This is a genomic window from Salinifilum ghardaiensis, assembly GCF_054491345.1.
The window spans coordinates 3462210-3480992 of sequence record NZ_CM137101.1; the positions used below are offsets into that span (position 1 = coordinate 3462210).

The 18783-nt window shown below is 73.3% G+C and carries 17 protein-coding genes; 6 read left to right on the forward strand and 11 right to left on the reverse strand.

Annotated features, from left to right (window positions below; all coding sequences use genetic code 11):
* Window positions 1-7 precede the first annotated feature (7 nt).
* The 4 genes from ACVGV0_RS15705 to ACVGV0_RS15720 all read right to left on the reverse strand — a co-directional run bounded on the left by ACVGV0_RS15705 (window position 8) and on the right by ACVGV0_RS15720 (window position 3365).
* A complete protein-coding gene (locus tag ACVGV0_RS15705) occupies window positions 8-847 on the reverse strand; it encodes an SDR family oxidoreductase (RefSeq protein WP_459160023.1) in 840 nt (279 codons plus the stop codon).
* 52 nt (window positions 848-899) lie between these two features.
* The gene (locus tag ACVGV0_RS15710) at window positions 900-1877 is read right to left on the reverse strand and encodes an MBL fold metallo-hydrolase (protein ID WP_459156441.1); all 978 of its coding nucleotides are present in this window, start codon (window positions 1875-1877) and stop codon (window positions 900-902) included.
* 121 nt (window positions 1878-1998) lie between these two features.
* Window positions 1999-2799, reverse strand: a complete 801-nt coding sequence (locus tag ACVGV0_RS15715; protein ID WP_459160024.1) for an SCO1664 family protein — start codon at window positions 2797-2799, stop codon at window positions 1999-2001.
* Complete coding sequence (locus ACVGV0_RS15720; protein ID WP_459156442.1) at window positions 2799-3365, reverse strand: DUF3090 domain-containing protein; 567 nt, start codon at window positions 3363-3365, stop codon at window positions 2799-2801. Before ACVGV0_RS15720 ends, ACVGV0_RS15715 begins: the two co-directional genes overlap by 1 nt.
* 220 nt (window positions 3366-3585) lie before the next feature.
* On the opposite strand from ACVGV0_RS15720, the gene ACVGV0_RS15725 reads away from it, so the two are divergent.
* Both ACVGV0_RS15725 and ACVGV0_RS15730 read left to right on the forward strand, forming a co-directional pair.
* The gene (locus ACVGV0_RS15725; protein WP_459156443.1) at window positions 3586-4518 is read left to right on the forward strand and encodes a S66 peptidase family protein; all 933 of its coding nucleotides are present in this window, start codon (window positions 3586-3588) and stop codon (window positions 4516-4518) included.
* A 98-nt stretch (window positions 4519-4616) separates the two neighbouring features.
* On the forward strand, window positions 4617-5243 hold the full coding sequence (locus ACVGV0_RS15730) for a nucleoside/nucleotide kinase family protein (protein WP_459156444.1): 627 nt from the start codon (window positions 4617-4619) through the stop codon (window positions 5241-5243).
* 26 nt (window positions 5244-5269) lie between these two features.
* On the opposite strand, the gene ACVGV0_RS15735 is transcribed toward ACVGV0_RS15730, so the two are convergent.
* Together ACVGV0_RS15735 and ACVGV0_RS15740 are read right to left on the reverse strand one after the other, a co-directional pair.
* Window positions 5270-6016 (reverse strand): Imm1 family immunity protein, encoded by a 747-nt coding sequence (locus tag ACVGV0_RS15735; protein WP_459156445.1) that lies wholly within the window; start codon window positions 6014-6016, stop codon window positions 5270-5272.
* A 146-nt stretch (window positions 6017-6162) separates the two neighbouring features.
* Complete coding sequence (locus ACVGV0_RS15740; RefSeq protein ID WP_459156446.1) at window positions 6163-6798, reverse strand: TetR/AcrR family transcriptional regulator; 636 nt, start codon at window positions 6796-6798, stop codon at window positions 6163-6165.
* Between the two features lie 613 nt (window positions 6799-7411).
* Here ACVGV0_RS15740 and ACVGV0_RS15745 point away from each other — a divergent pair.
* The 3 genes from ACVGV0_RS15745 (at window position 7412) to ACVGV0_RS15755 (ending at window position 11508) form a co-directional block, all read left to right on the forward strand.
* Window positions 7412-8824, forward strand: coding sequence for an amino acid permease (locus ACVGV0_RS15745; protein WP_459160025.1), 1413 nt, complete (start codon window positions 7412-7414; stop codon window positions 8822-8824).
* A 160-nt stretch (window positions 8825-8984) separates the two neighbouring features.
* Complete coding sequence (locus tag ACVGV0_RS15750) at window positions 8985-9788, forward strand: carbon-nitrogen hydrolase family protein (RefSeq protein WP_459156447.1); 804 nt, start codon at window positions 8985-8987, stop codon at window positions 9786-9788.
* A gap of 70 nt (window positions 9789-9858) precedes the next feature.
* Window positions 9859-11508 carry a flavin monoamine oxidase family protein gene (locus ACVGV0_RS15755; protein ID WP_459160026.1) on the forward strand — a complete coding sequence of 550 codons (1650 nt, stop codon included), beginning with the start codon at window positions 9859-9861 and terminating at the stop codon, window positions 11506-11508.
* A 43-nt stretch (window positions 11509-11551) separates the two neighbouring features.
* Here ACVGV0_RS15755 and ACVGV0_RS15760 read toward each other — a convergent pair whose 3' ends face one another.
* The 5 genes from ACVGV0_RS15760 to ACVGV0_RS15780 form a co-directional block, all read right to left on the reverse strand.
* The gene (locus ACVGV0_RS15760; protein WP_459156448.1) at window positions 11552-12364 is read right to left on the reverse strand and encodes an enoyl-CoA hydratase/isomerase family protein; all 813 of its coding nucleotides are present in this window, start codon (window positions 12362-12364) and stop codon (window positions 11552-11554) included.
* A 95-nt stretch (window positions 12365-12459) separates the two neighbouring features.
* Complete coding sequence (locus ACVGV0_RS15765; RefSeq protein ID WP_459156449.1) at window positions 12460-12669, reverse strand: helix-turn-helix domain-containing protein; 210 nt, start codon at window positions 12667-12669, stop codon at window positions 12460-12462.
* Between the two features lie 413 nt (window positions 12670-13082).
* Window positions 13083-14711, reverse strand: coding sequence for an ABC-F family ATP-binding cassette domain-containing protein (locus ACVGV0_RS15770; RefSeq protein ID WP_459156450.1), 1629 nt, complete (start codon window positions 14709-14711; stop codon window positions 13083-13085).
* A gap of 183 nt (window positions 14712-14894) precedes the next feature.
* A complete protein-coding gene (locus ACVGV0_RS15775; RefSeq protein ID WP_459156451.1) occupies window positions 14895-15566 on the reverse strand; it encodes an acVLRF1 family peptidyl-tRNA hydrolase in 672 nt (223 codons plus the stop codon).
* Between the two features lie 205 nt (window positions 15567-15771).
* On the reverse strand, window positions 15772-17346 hold the full coding sequence (locus tag ACVGV0_RS15780; RefSeq protein WP_459156452.1) for a deoxyguanosinetriphosphate triphosphohydrolase family protein: 1575 nt from the start codon (window positions 17344-17346) through the stop codon (window positions 15772-15774).
* A gap of 82 nt (window positions 17347-17428) precedes the next feature.
* On the opposite strand from ACVGV0_RS15780, the gene ACVGV0_RS15785 reads away from it, so the two are divergent.
* The gene (locus ACVGV0_RS15785) at window positions 17429-18640 is read left to right on the forward strand and encodes a lycopene cyclase family protein (RefSeq protein WP_459156453.1); all 1212 of its coding nucleotides are present in this window, start codon (window positions 17429-17431) and stop codon (window positions 18638-18640) included.
* Window positions 18641-18783: the final 143 nt, after the last annotated feature.

Sequence of the window (18783 nt, forward strand, 5' to 3'; positions counted from 1 at the left end):
GGGGCGGCTACCGGTCACCGCCCCGCGGGCGGTTCCCGCGGGGCCGCCAGCGGCCGAACCCGCCCTCGGTGTTGATCACCTGCCCGGTGATCCAGCGTGCCTCGTCGGTGCTGAGCCAGGCGATGAGCCGCGCCGGGTCGTCCGGCTCGCCGAAACGGCCGAACGGGAACATCGGTGCGACCTCCTGCCACGTGGTCGCGTCGAGGTAGCCGGTATCAACCGGCCCAGGATTGACCGCGTTGACCGTGATGCCCGCGTCGGCCAGCTGGTCCGCCAGCGTCAGGGTGATCTCCGCCAACGCGCCCTTCGACGCGGCGTAGGCCACCTCACCGGGCATCGGCCCCTGCTGCTGGCCGGAGGTCAGCAGCACCACCCGTCCGCCGGGGCTCCCGTCGTGCTGGGCGGCGAACTCCTGGGCGAGCAGGATCGACGAACGGGCGTTCACGGCCCAGTGCCCGTCGAGCACGGCCGCGTCGAGCTCGCCCAGGGCTCCGTCCGATCCGCTGCGCGCGTGGTTGCAGACGAGGACGTCGGCATGGCCGTGCGCGCGCAAGGCGGCCTCGAACACCTGCCGCGGCGCGTCCGGCTCGGCCAGGTCGGCGGCCGTCGCCGCGAGGTGGGCCTCGTCGCGCAGGCACGCGCGCACCCCGGCGTGCACGTCCTCGAGGTCGTCGGCACCCCACGGCTGGGCGGAGTCGTGCGGCTGGTGGTGCTGCAGCAGCAGCGACGCGCCCAGAGCGGCGAGCCGCCGGGCGATCGCACAGCCGATTCCCGCGCGGCGGCTCACCCCGGTGACCACGGCGACCCGGCCGCGCAGCGGCAGCGGATCGCGCTCGAGCTCGGGGATCACGCCCGCCAGTCTCACCCGCCCGTCCACTGGTTTTCCGCCGAGCGGGCGTTCACGGGCCCCGCTTCAGGTGGGGGACCACGCGCGTCTCCCCGACCGCCAGGTCCCACCTCCGCTGCTCGTCGAGGCCGAGCCGCGTCCAGTAGGCGCGGAACCGCTGCAGCGGCTCGGCCGCGGGTTCGCGGCTGAGCGGGAACGTGCCCCAGTGCATGCTCGCTCCGTAGCTCGCACCCAGGTCGCGGACCGCGTGCACCGCCTCCTCCGGGGTCATGTGCATCTGCTGCAGCTGCTGCCGCGGTTCGTAGCCGCCGATGGGAACCATGACCGCGTCGATGCCGGAGTACCACTGGCCGATCTCGGCGAAGTGGCGCCCGTACCCGGTGTCGCCGGTGTGCAGCACGCGGCTGCGGCTGCTGGTGATGACCCAGCCGCCCCAGAGGCTGGCGCCGGTGTCCCACGGCAGGCGGCGGCTCCAGTGCCGGGTGGGGACGAAGGTGAACCGCAGGCCGGAGATCCGCACGGACTCCCACCAGTCCAGCTCGACGGCGTAGGTGAACCCGCGGCGTTCGAACCACCGCGCGAGACCGGCGGGCACGAGCATCGGCGTGTTGCGCGGGAACCGCTGGACGGTCGGCTCGTCGAGGTGGTCGTAGTGGTTGTGCGAGATGAGCACCGCCGCGATCGGCGGCAGGTCGTCGAACTCCACTCCCGGCGGGGTCAGCCGCTGCGGCACGCCGGGGATCCTCGCCGACCACACAGGATCGGCCAGCACGGCCACGCCCTGCATCCGGATGAGGTAGGTGGCGTGGCCGACCCAGGTCAGGGCGGTGTCGCGCTCGCCGACGGGGGCGGGTTCCGCACGCCGCACGGGGATCTCGTCGACGGCCTCCCGCCGGGCGCGCTCCTCGGCGGTCCAGGCGAAGCGCAGCACGTCGAACCACCCCGGAGGCGCCTCCGCGAGGCGGTCCGCGTAGGCGCCGCGCTGCAGGCGCAGCGGTCGCGCCGGGAAGCGTCGCTGCCGGGAGTGCACACCGGCCAGCCTGCACGTTCCGCCCGGACGTGGCGAGCTCGGCGTCCGCGGGTCCTACGACCGGAGGAGCGCTGACCCGCCGGCCCTGCGGAGCGGACGGTTCCGGCGCGTGCGCGGCGGGTCAGAACGGCGGCCAGGGGATCGCGGGCCAGGCCTCCGGCGGTTCCGGGAAGGTGCCGCTCTCCAGCAGCCGGTCCACGCGCGCGGCGGCGGCCCGGACTTCCGCGGCGTCGATGTGCTCCACCAGCTGCGCGGCCAGGGACCCCTCGAGCAGGCTGCGCAGCTCGCGGAGCTGCTCGACGGCCCACGCGGGCAGGGGTTCACCGGTCCAGCCCCACAGGACGGTGCGGAGCTTGTCCTCGGTGTGCAGGCTCACCCCGTGGTCCACGCCGAGCACGCGGCCGCCGGCGGTGTGCAGGATGTGCCCGGCCTTGCGGTCGGAGTTGTTGATGACCGCGTCGAACACGGCCATGCGCTGCAGACGCTCGTCGTCGGCGTGGGCCAGCACGACGGGTTCGCCCTCCTCGTCCTCGGCGTGGAGCACGATCCGCCAGCTCTCGGGGGTCTCCTCGGGGCGGACCACGTCGACGAGGCCGGCGCCACTGTGGTCGTCGACCCACAGCTGCACCATGCCCGGCCCGAACGGGCCGTCCCGCAGCAGCGTGGGCGGGGTCAGGTGCCAGCCGAGCGCGTCGGAGACGAGCGCCGCGGCCACTTCCCGGCCGGCCAGCGTGCCGTTCGGGAAGTCCCACAGGGGGCGTTCCCCGCGCACCGGTTTGTAGACGCACTCGGCGCGGACGCCGTCGGACTCGACACCGCACAGCAGCGTGGCGTTGGAGGCCGCGACGAGGCGGCCGCGCACGTCGAGCTGCCCCCGTGTGAGCAGTTCGCGGGCGTGCTCGTCGGTGTGCAGCACGCCGATCACACCTCGTCGGTGCGCCGGTAACCGTTCTGCCGCGGGCAGATGTGCCCCTCCGCGTCCAGCGGTTCGTTGCAGAGCGGGCAGGGCTTGCGCCCGGCGTTGATGACCCGCTCGGCGCGCTCGGCGAACGCCCGGGCGTACATCGGGCTGAGGAACACGCGCAGCGCGTCGGGCCCTTCCTCGGTGTCGTCGAGGACGATGGACTCGTCGATCTCCTCCTCGGTCATCGCGAGGACCTCCACGACGACGGCCTCCGTCTCGGCGTCCCAGCCCAGGCCCATCGTGCCGACGCGGAACTCCTCCTCCACCGGGACCTCCAGCGGATCGGTGTCGATCAGCTCCTCGGGGGTCTCCGCGGGGAATTCGAGCTCGAACCGGCGCTGCACCTCGTCGAGCAGCGCACCGATGCGCTCCGCGAGCACGGAGACCTGCTGCTTCTCCAGCTGGACGCTGACGGTGCGCAGGCTCTCGGTCGCCTGGAGGTAGAAGGTGCGCTCCCCGGGTTCCCCGACGGTTCCGGAGACGAAGCGGTCGGGTTGGCGGAATACGTGGATGACACGAGCCATGGCACCGCCGACACTAAGCCACGGCGGACCCGGAGTGTGCGCCCGGTCCGGGTTTCGCACCCCGGTGTGCGAAACCGTGCCCGGGGGTGTTGCCGATCGCCACCGGTGCGCAGCACCGATGGCAGGATGCGGGGTGGTTTCGCCGTGCGCGAACACCCCCGCGACCCGCGTGGTCCGCCCCACCGCAGCCCTCCGCTCGCAGCACCCGAGGAGCCGCCCCGTGCCGACCGCCGACCGCGAACGCCCGCCGCGGCTCCGCGAGGGCGACACCGTCGCCGTCGTGGCCCCGGCCGGTCCCGTGCCCGGGGAGGTGCTCGACACCGGCCTGCGGCAGGTGCGCGAGTGGGACCTGCACGTGCGTCTCGGCGAGCACGTGCGCGCCCGGCACCCCCGAGTGGAGTACCTGGCCGGCACGGACGCCCAGCGGGCCGCTGACCTGGAGGCGGCCTGGTGCGACCCGGAGGTGCGCGCGGTGCTGTGCGCGCGCGGCGGGTACGGCACCATGCGGGTGCTCGACCGGCTCGACTGGAGGGCCATGGCCGCGGCCGGGCCGAAGGTCCTGGTCGGGTCCAGCGACGTCACCGCGCTGCACGACGCGTTCGCCGCGCACCTGGGAGTGGTGACCCTGTTCGGACCGATGCTCGCCACGCCGGCCTTCACCGAGGACCCGACCGCCCGCGAGCACCTCCGCCGCAGCCTGTTCGAGCCGGGGGCGGCGCTCGAGCTCGCCGGTGCGGCGGCGGAGTGCCTGGTGCCCGGGACGGCTCGCGGGCCCACCTGCGGCGGGAACCTGAGCGTCACGGCCGGGACGCTCGGCTCCCCCGACGCGCCGGCCCCACCGCCCGGCGGGATCGCGCTGCTCGAGGACGTCACCGAGGACCCGTACCAGCTGGACCGGTTCCTCACCCAGCTGCGCCGGGCCGGCTGGTTCGACCGCGCCGGCGGCGTCGCGCTGGGCTCGTGGACCCGGTGCGGCCCACCCGAGCAGGTGCGGGCGACGATGTCCGACGTCCTCGGCGAGCTCGGCGTCCCGGTGCTGGGGGAGGTGGGGTTCGGCCACTGCACCGGGCAGTCCACGGTGCCGCTCGGGGCGGTGGCCGAGCTCGACGCCGCGCGGCGCACGCTGCGGATGACGGGTCCTGCGCTGCGCTAGGCGGAACGCCTCGGGAGGTTCCTCCCATCTACCCCCCAGCCACCCGCCCCCAACCGTGCGCAAAACGAGCTGACGAAGCCTTCTAGTAGAAACGGGGCATGCGCGTGCGCTCGGTGTCCCGGCAGGACCTGCTGACCGAACTGGCCGACCGGATCGACGCGGCGGGCGGCACGCGGCTGCGGGTGGCCGTCGACGGGGCTCGCGGCCTCGGCACCGGCGAGCTGGCTGACGAGCTGGTCGCGCCGCTGCGCACGCGGGGGCGGGAGGCCGTGCGCGTGCGGATGCGCGACTACCTGCGCCCCGCCTCGCTGCGGCTGGAGTTCGGCCAGCAGGACCCGGAGTCGTACTACAGCGGCTGGTTCGACCTCGCCGGGCTCCGGCGGGAGGCGCTCGACCCGGCGACCGAGCGGGGACGCGGCACCGTGCTGCCGGCGCTGTGGAACGCCGAGCGCGACCGCTCGCCCCGGGCGGCGCGGGTGCCGCTGCCGCCGCGCGGGGTGCTCCTGGTGGACGGGCCCCTGCTGCTCGGCGCGGGGCTGCCGTTCGAGTTCGCGGTGCACCTGGGCGTGCCGGAGGCGGCCCTGCCCAAGCGGGTGCCGGACGAGGAGCAGTGGACCCTGCCCGCGCTGCACCGCTACGGGCAGGAGGTGGCGCCGGAGAGCCGTGCCGACGTGGCGGTGCGGATGGACCGGAGCGAGCGGCCCGCGATCATCGACGCGCTCTGAGCCGTGCCCGGTGAGGCCGGATCGCCTCAGAAATCACCCCACCGGGCGACCTGCCACGTGACCGCCTCCGGCTGCTGCCCGCTGCGGACGAACTCGTCGAGGGCGGCGCGCAGCTCCCGGAACGGCAGCACCGCGTCGCGGGGGAACTGCAGGGCGCTGCCCGCGTCGAAGCGCAACCGCGGCGCCTCCGCCACGGGCTCCGGGTTCTGCGGCTGCCAGGACGCCAGTTCGCCGTCCTCGATCTCCTCGGTGTAGTTGAGCGCACCGACCTCGGCGTCGGTGTCCACGACCACGCGGATCTGCACGGCCGGCGCCGGACCGTCCTCGTCCACGTAGGGCCGGTCCCACACGTACAGGTGCCGCGCCCGCGGGCCGGGGGTGCGCAGCACCTGGTCGACCAGGGAGGTCTTGTCCGCCGAGGTGTGCGCGTAGTACCGCTCGCCGTCGACGACCGCGGTCGTGACAGTCACCCCCAGTTCGGTGTTGCGGGCACCGGTGGCCTCGGCGCGCAGCCCGAGCAGCGAGTCCCGCGCCTCGTGCATCGCGCGCAGCGCGGCGCCCTGGTGGAAGACGAGGTGCCCCCAGTACGGGTGCCCCATGACCCTGTTCAGGTCGTCGTACACGGCTTGCGTCGTCTCGATCAGCTTGTCCACCGCGTCCAGCGGAACGTCGGCGAGTCGCGTGAACACGGCGGTCGGGGAGTCCGCCGAGGAGCCCGACTCGCCTCCGGGGTTGTCGTTGGCGAACTCGTTGTCTGCTGACGGATTCGACATGTTCTCCGCAATCACTTCCGGTCGAGGCGGCCCTTGCCCCAGCGCATCCACGTATCGCTGGTCACCCGCGGTGACGAGGCTGCGTCCGCGACGCCAGCCGAGCGCAGGTTACCGCGCGTCACATGATCGCCCCGAACCGCCACCGCTCAACTGGCCCGCCCGTCGACCAGCCCCATGATCGAGGTGGCGCTCGGCGGCAGGTTGCGCGATGCGGTCAGCAGCGCCCGCGCGAGCAGGTCCGCGTCGTCGAGCCCGCTGCGCTCCAGCGTCGCGCGCGGCAGGCTCAGCGCGGACAGGGCCGCCCCCAGCATGCCCGCGTCCAGCAGCCCCGCCGCCGGGCGGCTGAACTGCTGGTCCACCTCGGCGTGCAGGGCCACCGCGGTGTCGGCGTTGGCCTCGGCCACCTCGCCGAGCGCGGCGCTGATGTCCGCGTCCCGCACGGCCTCGAGGTGCAGCTCGAACAGGGCGAGGAACTGGCTGCGCGCGCTGGTGGTCATGCGCCGCAGCATCGAGGCGTACAGGGCGGTGATGTCGTCGGGCGTGAGCCCGGCCGGCGCGGTCTCCCGCAACTGCCGCATCGCCGCGGCGTGGTCCTCGGCGACGTGGTGCGCCACGGCGCGCAGCAGCGCGCTGCGCGTGACGTAGTAGTTCTTGGCGGTCCCCTCGGGGAACCCCGCCTGCCGGTCGACCGCCCGGTGCGTCAGCCCTCGGCCCCCGTCGCGGGCGAGCACCGCGATCGCGGCTTCGGCGAGCGCTGCTCTGCGGTTCCCTCGGTGCGACATGACTACCCCCGGCCGGCGCTGATCGGCTTCTCCCCGCGCCAGGATATCCCGGCTGCCGCGCCGCTCGACGCACTGGGATCTCGATCACCCGGAGGGCGCAACTCCCGGACGCCCGCGCGCCGCGTCCGCGCGGGCGTCCCCGCCCGCGGCGCCGAGGCGCGCCACGAGCCCGCGGCACCGGGAGCAGGAGCGCGGCACCGCGGGGCCGCGGCCGCGCCCGGTGCGGACTCCCCACCGGCCGAGCGCACCTCCCGCCGAGTGCACTGTGGAGCGATCCGGGAACGCGCCGTGCACAGCGGAACTCCGCGCGCAGCGCAGGAAACCGCGCCCACGTCCCCGGAAACCGGCCGGCCGGAGCACCGCGGGCAGCACCGTTGAGCGCGGACGCAACTTTGCACCGCAACAACCCGCACATGCACAAGGTTCAGCGCTGTTCGCGCACCGGATGTCTCTTTATTGTTGCGCGGCATCGCGTTGTGCTGTCGCGCACAAGCGCATGCCGCATCGCGGTCAACGACGACCCCGGGAGAACCACCTCATGCTGCACGCCGATCGCGCGGACGTCACCGCGCGCAGACCGAGCACCGGACCGGCACCGCTGCGCACCCGCGTGATGCGCAGGAAACCGGTCACGAAGCCCGACGAGGAGACCGACGGCGAACACCGGCTGCACCGGTCGCTCGGGCTGGGCCAGCTGACGATGATCAGCATCGGAGCGACGCTGGGAACGGGCATCTTCGTGGTGCTCGGTGAAGCGACGCCCGAAGCGGGTCCCGCCGTCGTGCTCGCCTTCGCGCTGGCGGGGTTCACCGCCCTGCTGTCGGCGCTGTCCTATGCGGAACTGGCCGGCATGATCCCCGCCTCGGGGTCGGCCTACTCCTACACGTACGCCACGCTGGGCGAGCTCATCGCCTGGATCTGCGGCTGGTGCCTGGTCCTGGAGTACGGCGTCTCGGTCGCGGCCGTCGCGGTGGGGTGGGGGCAGTACCTCAACGAGCTGCTGCACATCGTCACCGGCACCGTCATCCCCGATGCGTTCAGCCAGCCCCCGGGCGAAGGCGGGATCTTCAACATCCCGGCCGTGGCCGTGGTGCTGCTGGCCATGTTCCTGCTGCTCGGCGGCGCGCGGGAGAGCGCGCGGGTGAACGCCGTCATGGTCGTGGTCAAAGTGGCCACGCTGCTGGTGTTCTGCGCCGTGGCCTTCCTCGCCGTGCGCGCGCAGAACTACACTCCCTTCGCGCCGCTGGGCCTGTCCGGCGTGAGCGCGGCAGGGGCGACGCTGTTCTTCTCCTACATCGGCTTCGACGCCGCGTCCACCGCGGGCGAGGAAGCCCGCAACGCCGAGCGCGACCTGCCCCGCGCGATCATCCTCTCGCTGGTGATCGTCACGGCGCTGTACTGCCTCGTCGGACTCGCCGCGGTCGGCGCCATGCCGTGGACCGACTTCGCCGGCGGCGAGGCGGTGCTCAGCCGGGTCCTCACGAGCACGACCGGGGCCGGGGCGCTGTGGTCGGCGGTGCTGGCGCTCGGTGCGCTGGTGGCGATCGCCAGCGTGGTCCTGGCGGTGCTGTACGGCCAGACCCGGATCCTGTTCACCATGTCGCGCGATGGCCTCATCCCGCGCCGCTTCTCGCGGGTGAACCCGCGGACGGGCACACCGCGGTGGAACGTGCTCGTGGTGTCCTCGTTCATCGCGCTGCTGGCCGCCGTGGTCCCGCTCGGCTCGCTCGCCGAGGCCACCAGCATCGGCACCCTGTTCGCGTTCGGCCTCGTCAACATCGCGGTCATCGTCCTGCGGCGCACGCGTCCGGAGCTGCCCCGCCGCTTCCGGGTCCCGCTGTACCCGGCCACTCCCCTGCTCGGCGCGGTGGTCTGCGCGTACATGATCTTCTACCTGGACACCTCGACGTGGCTGGTCTTCGGCGCCTGGATGGCCTGCGGTCTGGCGATCTACTTCGCCTACGGCACGTGGCGCTCGCGGCTGAACGAGCCGCGCAACGATGTTGAGCACCACCCGCCGCGGTGAGTCCCCCGGTGCCGCCGGGACGGCGCTGCGCCGTCCCGGCGGCACCGGGCGCGGCACGCAGCGAGCGAACGGGGGATGGCGAATTTCCGCAACACAAATGCGCGGAATAGGAATGCACGCGCGTTGTCTTGCGCAACCGGCGGCCCGTAGTTTCGCAACCATGCACATCGCCCTCGACCAGGACGCCACGGTGTGCGCCTCCCCCGCGGCCAACCTCGCCAGGTTGGGCCAGCGCGCGCGGCAGGCCGCCGCGGCGGGAGCGCACCTGCTGGTGGCCCCGGAGCTCTCGCTGACGGGCTACGACATCGGCTCCGAGACCCACCGCCTCGCCGAAGGCCGCACCGGACCCGCGGGCGCGGAAGTCGCGCGCATCGCTGCCGAGCACGGCACCGCCATCGCGTACGGCTACCCCGAGCGGGACGGGGAGCAGGTGTACAACGCGGTCCGGGTCGTCGACGAGGACGGCCGCGAGGAGGCCCACTACCGCAAGACCCACCTCTTCGGACAGTTCGAGCGCACCTGGTTCACCCCGGGTGGCACTCCGCTGGTGCAGGCCTCCCTGCGCGGAGTCCGAATCGGACTGCTGATCTGCTACGACGTGGAGTTCCCCGAGATGGTGCGCGCCCACGCGCTCGCCGGCACCGAACTGCTCGTCGTCCCCACCGCGCTCGCCCGCCCGCACGAGTTCGTCGCCGAAACCGTCGTCCCCGCACGCGCTTTCGAGAGCCAACTCTACCTGGCATACGTGAACCGGTGCGGCGAGGAGAACGGGACCGCCTACTGCGGACGCAGCGTGCTGGCCTCCCCCGACGGCGCCGAGGTGGTGCGCGCCGGCGCCGAACCGCACCTGCTCACCGCCGAGGTCGACACCGCCGCTCTGGCGAGAGCGCGCGCGAACAACACGCACCTCGCCGACCGGCAGCCGCACCACTACGTCGGCGTGGCGCCAGCGCCCCGCCCGTGACCCGCTGAGACGAGGAGATCCCAGGGTGTACTCCGCCACCGCTGCGCCCGGCGCGCAGGAACCGATCACGATGCTGTGCCCCGACTTCCCCTTCCCGTACGACGACTACCTGGCGCACCCGGCCGGTCTCGGCTCCGTGCCCGCCGAGCACCACGGCACCGAGATCGCCGTGATCGGCGGCGGTCTGTCCGGCGTCATCACCGCCCACGAGCTCATGAAAACCGGGCTGAAGCCGGTCGTGTACGAGGCCGACGAGATCGGCGGGCGCATGCGCAGCGTTCCGTTCCCCGGTTGCCCGGACGACGTGGTCGCCGAGATGGGCGCGATGCGCTTCCCGGCGTCGGCCACGGCGCTGTTCCACTACATCGACGAGGTCGGGCTGGAGACCGCGCCGTTCCCGAACCCCCTGGCCCCGGGCGCCCGCAGCACGGTGATCGACCTCAAGGGACGATCGCACTACGCCCGCACCCTCGAGGACCTGCCGGCGGTGTTCTCCGAGGTCTCCCGCGCGTGGGACCGCACCCTGCGCGACCGCGCGCAGCTCACCGAGATGCAGGACGCGATCCGCCGGCGGGACACCGCGCGGATCAAGGAGCTGTGGAACCGCCTCGTGGTCGAGCTGGACGACCAGTCCTTCTACGGCTTCCTCAGCGCTTCCCCCGAGTTCGCGTCGTTCGCGCACCGGGAGATCTTCGGCCAGGTCGGCTTCGGCACCGGCGGCTGGGACACCGACTTCCCGAACTCGATGCTGGAGATCCTCCGCGTGGTCTACACCGGCGCGGACGAGGACCACGTGAGCATCCTCGGCGGGTGCCAGCAGCTGCCGCAGCGGCTGTGGCGGCACGAGCCGGACAAGCCGGTGCACTGGCAGCGCGGGACGAGCCTGCGCTCGCTGCACGGCGGTGTTCCGCGCCCCGCGGTCACGGAACTGCGCCGGCAGGGCTCCGGCCCCATCGCCGTCACCGACGCCTCGGGGGAGACGGCGCACTTCCCGGCCGCCGTGTTCACCGGGCAGAGCTGGATGCTGCTGAACAAGATCGCCTGCGACGAATCCCTGCTGCCCATGGAGCAGTGGACGGCGATCGAGCGGACCCACTACATGGAGTCGTCGAAGACGTTCGTCCCGGTCGACCGTCCCTTCTGGAAGGACGCGGATCCGCGCACCGGACGGGACGTGCTGAGCACCACGCTCACCGACCGCATGACGCGCAGCACCTACCCCCTGGACTTCGGCGACGACCGGCCCGCGGCGCTGTGCCTGTCGTACACCTGGTGCGACGACTCGCTGAAGTGGCTGCCGCTGCCCGCGGAGGAGCGGATGTCGATCATGCTCGGTTCCCTGGGCGAGATCTACCCGGACGTCGACGTCCGCGAGCACATCATCGGAGATCCGGTCACCGTCTCGTGGGAGGACGAGCCCTACTTCACGGGCGCGTTCAAGGCGAACCTCCCCGGGCACTACCGTTACCAGCGGCGCCTGTTCACGCACTTCGCGCAGGACGAGCTCGCCGAGCACCACCGCGGCTTCTTCCTCGCCGGCGACGACGTGTCCTGGACGGCGGGCTGGGCCGAGGGGGCCGTGCACACCGCGCTGAACGCGGTGTGGGGCGTGCTGCGCCACTTCGGCGGCGGCACGGACAGCACCAACCCCGGCCCCGGCGACGAGTTCGCGCGCCTCGCCCCGGTGGCGCTGCCGGACGGGAGGACCTCCGGGATGTGAGGAGTCCGCGGGCCCCGCGCAACGGCGCCGCGGCGCAGTCCTGCTACTCCCAGCCGCGGCGCTCGGCCAGGTCCCCGATGCAGCGCAGCTGGGCGGCCCGTTCGGCCGCGAGCTGCTGCTCGGGGTCGACGGCCTCGTCCGCGTCCTGCGACAGCAGCGCGAGCGTCTCGCGCAGCGCCGTGTCCGGGAGCCGGCAGGCCGCGGCCACCAGCCGGTCGACTTCGCCGTCGAACTGCTCGGGCGGCACGACCGCGTTCGCGAGGCCGATGCGCTCGGCCTCGCGCGCGGGCACCTCGCGCCCGGTGACGCACAGCTCGACGGCCCGCGCGTACCCCACGGTCTGCACCAGCGGACGGGTCCCGCCGAGATCCGGCACGAGCCCCTGCTCCGTCTCGTCCACGCGCATCCACGCCTCCTCCGAGAGGATGCGCAGGTCGCACGCCAGCGCCAGCTGCAGTCCCGCTCCCACGGCAGGGCCGCCCACCGCGGCGATGGTCAACCGCTCCGGGTCGTGCAACCACGTGAAACCCTGCTGGGCCGTTTCGATCTCCCCGTCGGCCAGCTCCGTGGGGCGACGCACGAGATCCGCGAGCCCCGCCATGCCCTCGACCGCGTCATCGTCGAGCAGCCGCTGGTCGAGGCCCGCGGAGAACACTCCGCCGGTGCCGCGCACCACCACGACGCGGACCTCCGGATCCAGGTACGCACCGACCTCCCGCAGCGCCCGCCAGGTCAACGGGGTCTGCGCGTTGCGCGTTTCCGGCCGGTTCAGGGTGATCGTGGCGTGCCGCTGCTGCACGGCCAGGTCCACCCCGGCCTGCACCAGCAGGTCGGTGTCCATCTCCGCCTTCGGCACCGGCCGCCTCCGTCACAGCGCCGGGTCACGTGCGCAACGCGCCCGGCCACGAGCTGAACGCGGCCACGCCCGAGGTCACCGGGCGTGGCCGCCGCTTACTTCTTCTTGGACCGCGTCGCGCCGCCCCGGCCGCGAAGCTGCACGCCGGATTCCGTCAGCACCCGGTGCACGAACCCGTACGACCGTCCGGTGGATTCGGCGAGAGCGCGGATGCTCGCTCCCTTCTCGTACTTCTTTCTCAGGTCAGCGGCAAGTTTGTCGCGTGCGCTGCCTGTGATGCGCGCGCCTTTCTTCAGCTCAGTCACAGTGTCCCCGCCTTCCCTCCGAGCAGGTCGGGCCTCGCGACCCCTGTCAGCGCAATGATCGAACAGGAAAAGCGCGAACGCCAGGTGATCATGAAAAAAAGATCGTCCAATGGTTGAAATCGGAGGCTTCCGATCACCGGAATGAACTAGGCCATCTGGCGCATCAGGCACCGTGCGTGTTCAAATGACGACGCTCACCACACTCGTCCCCGTGATCAGCTCACCTACACGGGTGTTATTTGTGCGATCGCACGCCAAGATCCTTGACACGCCGGTTCGGACACGTATTCGGGCGGTGTCAGCATGATCACCACCGCCGGCGCGTGGCGTTCCGCACGCCCGGGCGGAACCGCCGTTCCGGGGCGCCGCACGGCGCCCCGCACGACCCGCGGCGCACGCCGATCCGGCGGTCCTCAGTGCAGTTGGACCAGGTCCAGGTACTCCTCCGACCAGTGGTCCTCGGTCCCGTCCGGCAGCAGGATCACGCGTTCCGGCTGCAGCGCCTCGACCGCACCGGGGTCGTGCGTGACGAGCACGACCGCGCCCGTGTACGCGCGCAGGGAGGCCAGCACCTGCTCGCGGCTGGCCGGGTCGAGGTTGTTGGTGGGCTCGTCCAGCAGCAGCACGTTCGCGGCGCTGGAGACCAGCCCGGCCAAGGACAGCCGGGTCTTCTCGCCGCCGGAGAGCGAACCGGCGGGCTGCTGCAGCTGCTCCCCGCGGAACAGGAACGCGCCGAGCAGGGTGCGCAGCTCCTGCTCCGGGGTGTCCGGGGCGGCCGAGCGGATGTTGTCCCACACCGAGGCGTCGTGGTCCAACGTCTCGTGCTCCTGCGCGAAGTACCCGGTGCGCAGGCCGTATCCGGGTTCGAGCTCGCCGGAGTCGGGGCTTTCCTTGCCGGCCAGCAGCCGCAGCAGCGTGGTCTTGCCCGCACCGTTGAGGCCGAGCACGACGACCCGGCTGCCGCGGTCCACGGCCAGGTCGACGCCGCTGAAGATCTCCAGCGAGCCGAAGGCCTTCGACAGGCCCGACGCGCGCAACGGAGTGCTTCCGCACTTGGCCGGTTCGGGGAACCGGATGTTGGCGATCTTCTCGCTGGGACCTTCGGTCTCGGTGTTCTCGAGCAGCTGCTCGGCGCGCCGGGCCATGTTCTTGGCGGCGACGGCCTTGGTGGCCTTCGCCCCCAGCTTGTCGGCCTGCGCCTTGAGCGTCGAGGCCTTCTTCTCGGCGTTCGCGCGCTCGCGGCGGCGCCGCTGCTCGTCGGCGGCGCGGGCGTCCTGGTAGCGCTGCCAGCTCATGTTGTAGACGTCGGCCTCGCCGCGCATCGCGTCGAGGTACCACACCTTGTTGACGACGTCGTCGAGCAGCTCCACGTCGTGGCTGATGACCACGAGCCCGCCCTCGTGGTTCTTGAGGAACTCGCGCAGCCAGCTCAGCGAGTCCGCGTCGAGGTGGTTGGTGGGCTCGTCGAGCAGCAGGGTGGTGGCCGAGCGTCCGCCCGGTCCGGCTTCGGCGGCGGCGAAGAGGATCCGCGCGAGTTCGACGCGCCGGCGCTGCCCACCGGAGAGCGTGCCCAGCGGCTGCTCGAGGACGCGCTGCTCCAGGCCGAGGTTGCCGCAGATGCGGCCCGCTTCGGCTTCCGCCGCGTAGCCGCCGCGGGCGGCGAAGCGCTCCTCGAGCCGGCCGTACTTCGCGACGGCCCTGTCCCGCTCGCGCTCGTCGGCGAGCTCGGCCATGGCCGACTGGGCCTTCTCCATGTCCCGCAGCAGCTGGTCCAGGCCGCGGGCGGAGAGCACCCGGTCCTTGGCCGTGACGCGCAGATCGCCCTCGCGCGGGTCCTGCGGCAGGTAGCCGATCTCACCGCTGCGCTGCATCGTGCCGCCGTAGGGCTCGTCATCGCCGGCGAGGACGCGCAGCGTGGTGGTCTTGCCCGCGCCGTTCCGGCCGACGAGGCCGATCCGGTCGCCGGGCTGCACCCGCAGGGTGGCGTCGGACAGCAGGATGCGCGAACCCGCGCGCAGTTCCAGGCCGCTGGCAGAAATCAACAAAAGCTCCGGGGAGAAGTCGTGGTCGGGTCGAACGATCGCCGAAAAGCGAGCAGCCGCGCGTGGGAGACGGGGTCAATCCACGTCCGCGGGGCTCTTCGCCACTGCCCTCGACCTGCGCACCACTGGGCGAGTGTACCCGTCGACGCGCCGCACCGGTGATCCGGGCGGGTGTCACCGCGCTCACGCCTCGCGCACTTCGACCTCCACCGCCGCCGCGCGCCGGGCCGCCTCGTCGAGGACGGCGCGGCGCGGTTCGGCGACGTCGAGCACGCGCGGCTCGGCCCGCGCGAACAGCTCGGCCAGGCGCCCGTCGGTCGCCAGCTCGTCCAGCGCGCCGCGGTCCCCGCCCAGCACCACGCCGTCGAGCACCGGCAGCTCCGGCACGAGGGTCTCGGCGACCGCGTCGGCCGCGGACCGCAGCGCCTCGCGGGCCTGCCCGGCACGCCGGCGCGCGTAGCGCTGCTGCGACCAGCCGCCCGCCTTCGTCCTGCCCTGCACCCGGTGGCGGTCGGTGCTCGAGCGCACGACGCGCTCGCCCGCGGCGATGCCGACGCTGTGCGCGCCGCGGCGCACCAGCACCAGCCCGATCCGCCGCTCGCGGTGCAGGTGCTCCACGAGCGCGGAGACGTCCAACCCGGTCACCGCGCCGTGCGGCCCGGGCAGCGGGCCGAACGGCACGGCCACCGCGGCGGTGGACCCGTCGGCGGCGGTGACGGTCACCCGCTCGGCACTGCGCTCGGTGCGCTGCGCACCGCCGTGCCGCTCGGCGAACCGCTCGAACCAGCGGGCGACGCGTTCGGGCCCGACCTCGACCGCCCGCCCTCCGCCGGGCAGCTCCCGCACCTTCGCCACGACGGCCTCCTCTGCCACTGCACCGCGTTCACGCGTGGAGGCGGTCATGCAGGAAGGTCGGCCACGGTTCGATGCGAAATTCCGGCTCCGGCGCGCCGTCCTCCGAGCACCAACCTCTCGAGTGCTCCACCAGCACAACGCTCCACCACTCGCCCGCCTGCACGCAGGCTCTCACAACCGGGCCACGCAAGACCCACGCGACCGGTCAAAGCACGAAGGCGTCGTTCCAGAGTTGGGTGGTCCGCCCGGACAACGACTCCAGCAGCGCGGCGGCCTGGTCGTCGGTCAGGGAGGCGACGAAGTCGAGCACCGCGCGACCGCGGGCCATCCGTTCGATGGTCTCCTCCCGCTCGGCCGCCGTTCCCGCCCGCGCGGCCGCACCGCTGAGCTGCTGGTAGACGTCCCACAGCTCGGTGGTCTCCTGACGGGCCAGGTCGAACAGGTCGCGCAAGCGGTGCGGCAGGCGGGCCACCTCGCTGCGGTCGATGACCCAGTTGTCCAGCGCTTCCACCAGTTTGCTCAGCAACCGGTCCTGACCGCGCTGGTGCAGCGCGAGGTCCGGGCGCTGCAGCACGAAGCGGCGGTGGACGAACTTCAGCACCTGCACCTCGTGCCACTGCTCGGGCGCCAGCAGCACGTGCCCGGAGCGGGTGGAGGGCTTCTCCTCGACCTCGACGCCCTCGACCAGTCGGCGGGTCCACTCGCCGGAGAACTCGGCCACCGCGCGCTCGGCCTGCTGGGAGCGGTCGAACGGTGTCCACAGCAGACTGCGGACCAGTTTGTCCCGCACGCGCTTGACCGCGTTGATGAAGGCCTCGTCGCTGGCGATCCACGCGTCCTTGTCGTGGATGCGGCGCCGCAGCGCTTCCAGGGACGCACCGGGCCGCTGCGAGTTCTCGGCCAGCTCCTCGGCTGCCGCGCCGGCGAACGTGAGGGAGTCGCCCAGCCACCGGGTCAGCTCGCTGTCGACGTTCGCGCCCTGCAGCACCCCCACGCGGTGGAAGTCCTCGAGGTCGTGGATCGCGTAGGCGATGTCGTCCGCGGTGTCCATGATGGACGCTTCGACGGTCTGCTGCCAGTGCTCCAGCTCACCGAACGGCGCTCGCGCGTGCCGCAGGTCCGCGAGCTCGCTGAGGTAACCGGAGAACTTCGCCGATCCGGTCCCCGCGGCATCCTGCGGCTCCGAGGCGCCGCGCGGCGGCCCGTCCACCCCGCGCGGATCCGGGGCCTCCGGGTGCGGCACCCGCGTCCACGGGTACTTCAGCAGCGCCGCGCGCACCGCGGCGGTGAGGTCCAGGCCGCTGCCGCCGGTGCCGTGCACGTCGATCCGGGTGACCACGCGGTAGCTCTGGGCGTTGCCCTCGAATCCGTCCACCAGGCCGAACCGGTTGCGCCCCAGCCGGTCGAGCACGACCTCGCCGAGGTGCCCGAACGGCGGGTGCCCCAGGTCGTGGCCGAGCGCGGCCGCTTCGACCACGTCGAGGTCGCAGCCGCCGAGCCGGTCCAGCGTGGCCGCGATCTCCGGCTCGGCCAGCAGCCGCTCACCCACCGCGCGGGCCACCTGCGCCACCTTGAGGCTGTGCGTCAGGCGGTTGTGCAGCAGCAGCCCCGGGCCGCCGGGGCTGACGACCTGCGTCACACCGCCGAGGCGGGCGAAGAACGCCGAAGTGCTCACCCGGTCCCGGTCGGCCCGGAACGGGCTGCCCGCCAGGTCCTCGGTCGAGGCCGCACCCGCGTTCCCACCGAAACGACGGGCGCGGAGTTCGGAACGTGTCGGCATGGTGTCACGCTACCGACCGCGCGGGCGCGCACCGACCAGGGGCTGCGCACCGTGTCGTGCGGGTCATGATCTGATGCGGAGCGTGGTGGATGTCCTCGTCGCAGGCGCCGGCCCCGCGGGCCGCTCGGTGGCCGCGGCTTGCGCCGACACCGGTCTGGAGGTCGCGCTCGTCGACCCCAACCCGCGGCGCGGTTGGCCGCACACCTACGCGGCCTGGCGCTCGGAACTGCCCCCCTGCCTGCCCGAAGCCGCCCGGGCCGCGGTCATGCCCCGGGTCCGCGTGCACGGCACCGGCTGGCACACCTGGCACAGCCCGTACGTGGTGCTCGACAACGCCGCGCTGTGGGAGCACCTGCAGCGCCCCGACGTCACCGAGATCACCGGTCGCGTCGCCGCCGCCGAGCACGGACCGACCGGATCGACGGTGCACCTGCGCGACGGGCGGTGCCTGGCCGCGGCCGCCGTGGTGGACGCGACCGGCCCGGCCCGCGTGCTCTGCGGCGGCCGCCCGCCCCGGACTCCCGCGCAGCAGAGCGCCGTGGGCGTCGTGCTCGCCGCCGAGCAGCTGCCGGGCGGCGAGGACGCCGACGTGTTCATGGACTGGCGCCCGGCCCCGGACAGCGACGGCGGCTGGCCCACCTTCCGCTACGCCGTGCGCACCGCCCCGGGCCGCCTGCTCGTCGAGGAGACCGCGCTGGCGCGCCGGCCCGCGCTGCCGCTGGCGCTGCTGCGCCGGCGGCTGGCGGGGCGGCTGGCGGCCGCGGGCGTCGACCCCGACCAGCGCCTGACCGAGGAGCGCGTGCGGTTCCCCGTCGACGACCCGCTGCCCAGGCCCGGGCGGGTGATCCCGTTCGGCGCCGCGGCGGGGCTGGTGCACCCGGCGAGCGGCTTCAGCGTGGCCACCTCGCTGCAACGCGCACCGTGGCTGGCCGCGGCCATCAGCGCCGGGCTCGGCAGCGGACCGCAGCAGGCCGCCCGCACCGCCTGGGCGATGCTGTGGCCACCGCGGCAGCTCGGCGCGCACCTGCTGCGGCGGCGGGCGCTGCACGCCATGCTGGCGCTTCCCCCGCACCTGGTGCCGGAGATGTTCGAAGCGTTCCTCACCTTGCCACCGCGGCACCGCACCGCGTTCCTCACCGGCGACGGGGATCCCGCGCGCACCGCAGCGGCGATGTCCGCGATGTTCCGGAACGCCCCCGCCCGGGTGCGGCGGCGCCTGGCGTGGGGCAGCGTGCGGCCGGGCAGTCCGATCGCGCGGCACGGCTTCGGGCGGACCGGTCCGCACGAGTTGTAGCCGCTCCGCCGCGTTCGGTTGTGGTCATGGCCACACCCGCCCCGTGAGGACGGTGTTACGCACTGCTCAACCGCGCTAGGTTGGAGCGGAGTGGGAGGCGGACGCACCTCCACCGGAGTGGAGGACTGACATGTCACGGAGCG

Excerpts from the sequence above, each read along its gene's own strand:
- ACVGV0_RS15745 (WP_459160025.1), top strand. The coding sequence starts at position 7,412 with ATGCGCAGGAAACCGGTCACGAAGCCCGACGAGGAGACCGACGGCGAA.
- ACVGV0_RS15755 (WP_459160026.1), top strand. The coding sequence starts at position 9,859 with ATGCTGTGCCCCGACTTCCCCTTCCCGTACGACGACTACCTGGCGCAC.
- ACVGV0_RS15740 (WP_459156446.1), bottom strand. The coding sequence starts at position 6,798 with ATGTCGCACCGAGGGAACCGCAGAGCAGCGCTCGCCGAAGCCGCGATC.
- ACVGV0_RS15720 (WP_459156442.1), bottom strand. The coding sequence starts at position 3,365 with ATGGCTCGTGTCATCCACGTATTCCGCCAACCCGACCGCTTCGTCTCC.
- ACVGV0_RS15730 (WP_459156444.1), top strand. The coding sequence starts at position 4,617 with ATGCGCGTGCGCTCGGTGTCCCGGCAGGACCTGCTGACCGAACTGGCC.
- ACVGV0_RS15750 (WP_459156447.1), top strand. The coding sequence starts at position 8,985 with ATGCACATCGCCCTCGACCAGGACGCCACGGTGTGCGCCTCCCCCGCG.
- ACVGV0_RS15780 (WP_459156452.1), bottom strand. The coding sequence starts at position 17,346 with ATGCCGACACGTTCCGAACTCCGCGCCCGTCGTTTCGGTGGGAACGCG.
- ACVGV0_RS15735 (WP_459156445.1), bottom strand. The coding sequence starts at position 6,016 with ATGTCGAATCCGTCAGCAGACAACGAGTTCGCCAACGACAACCCCGGA.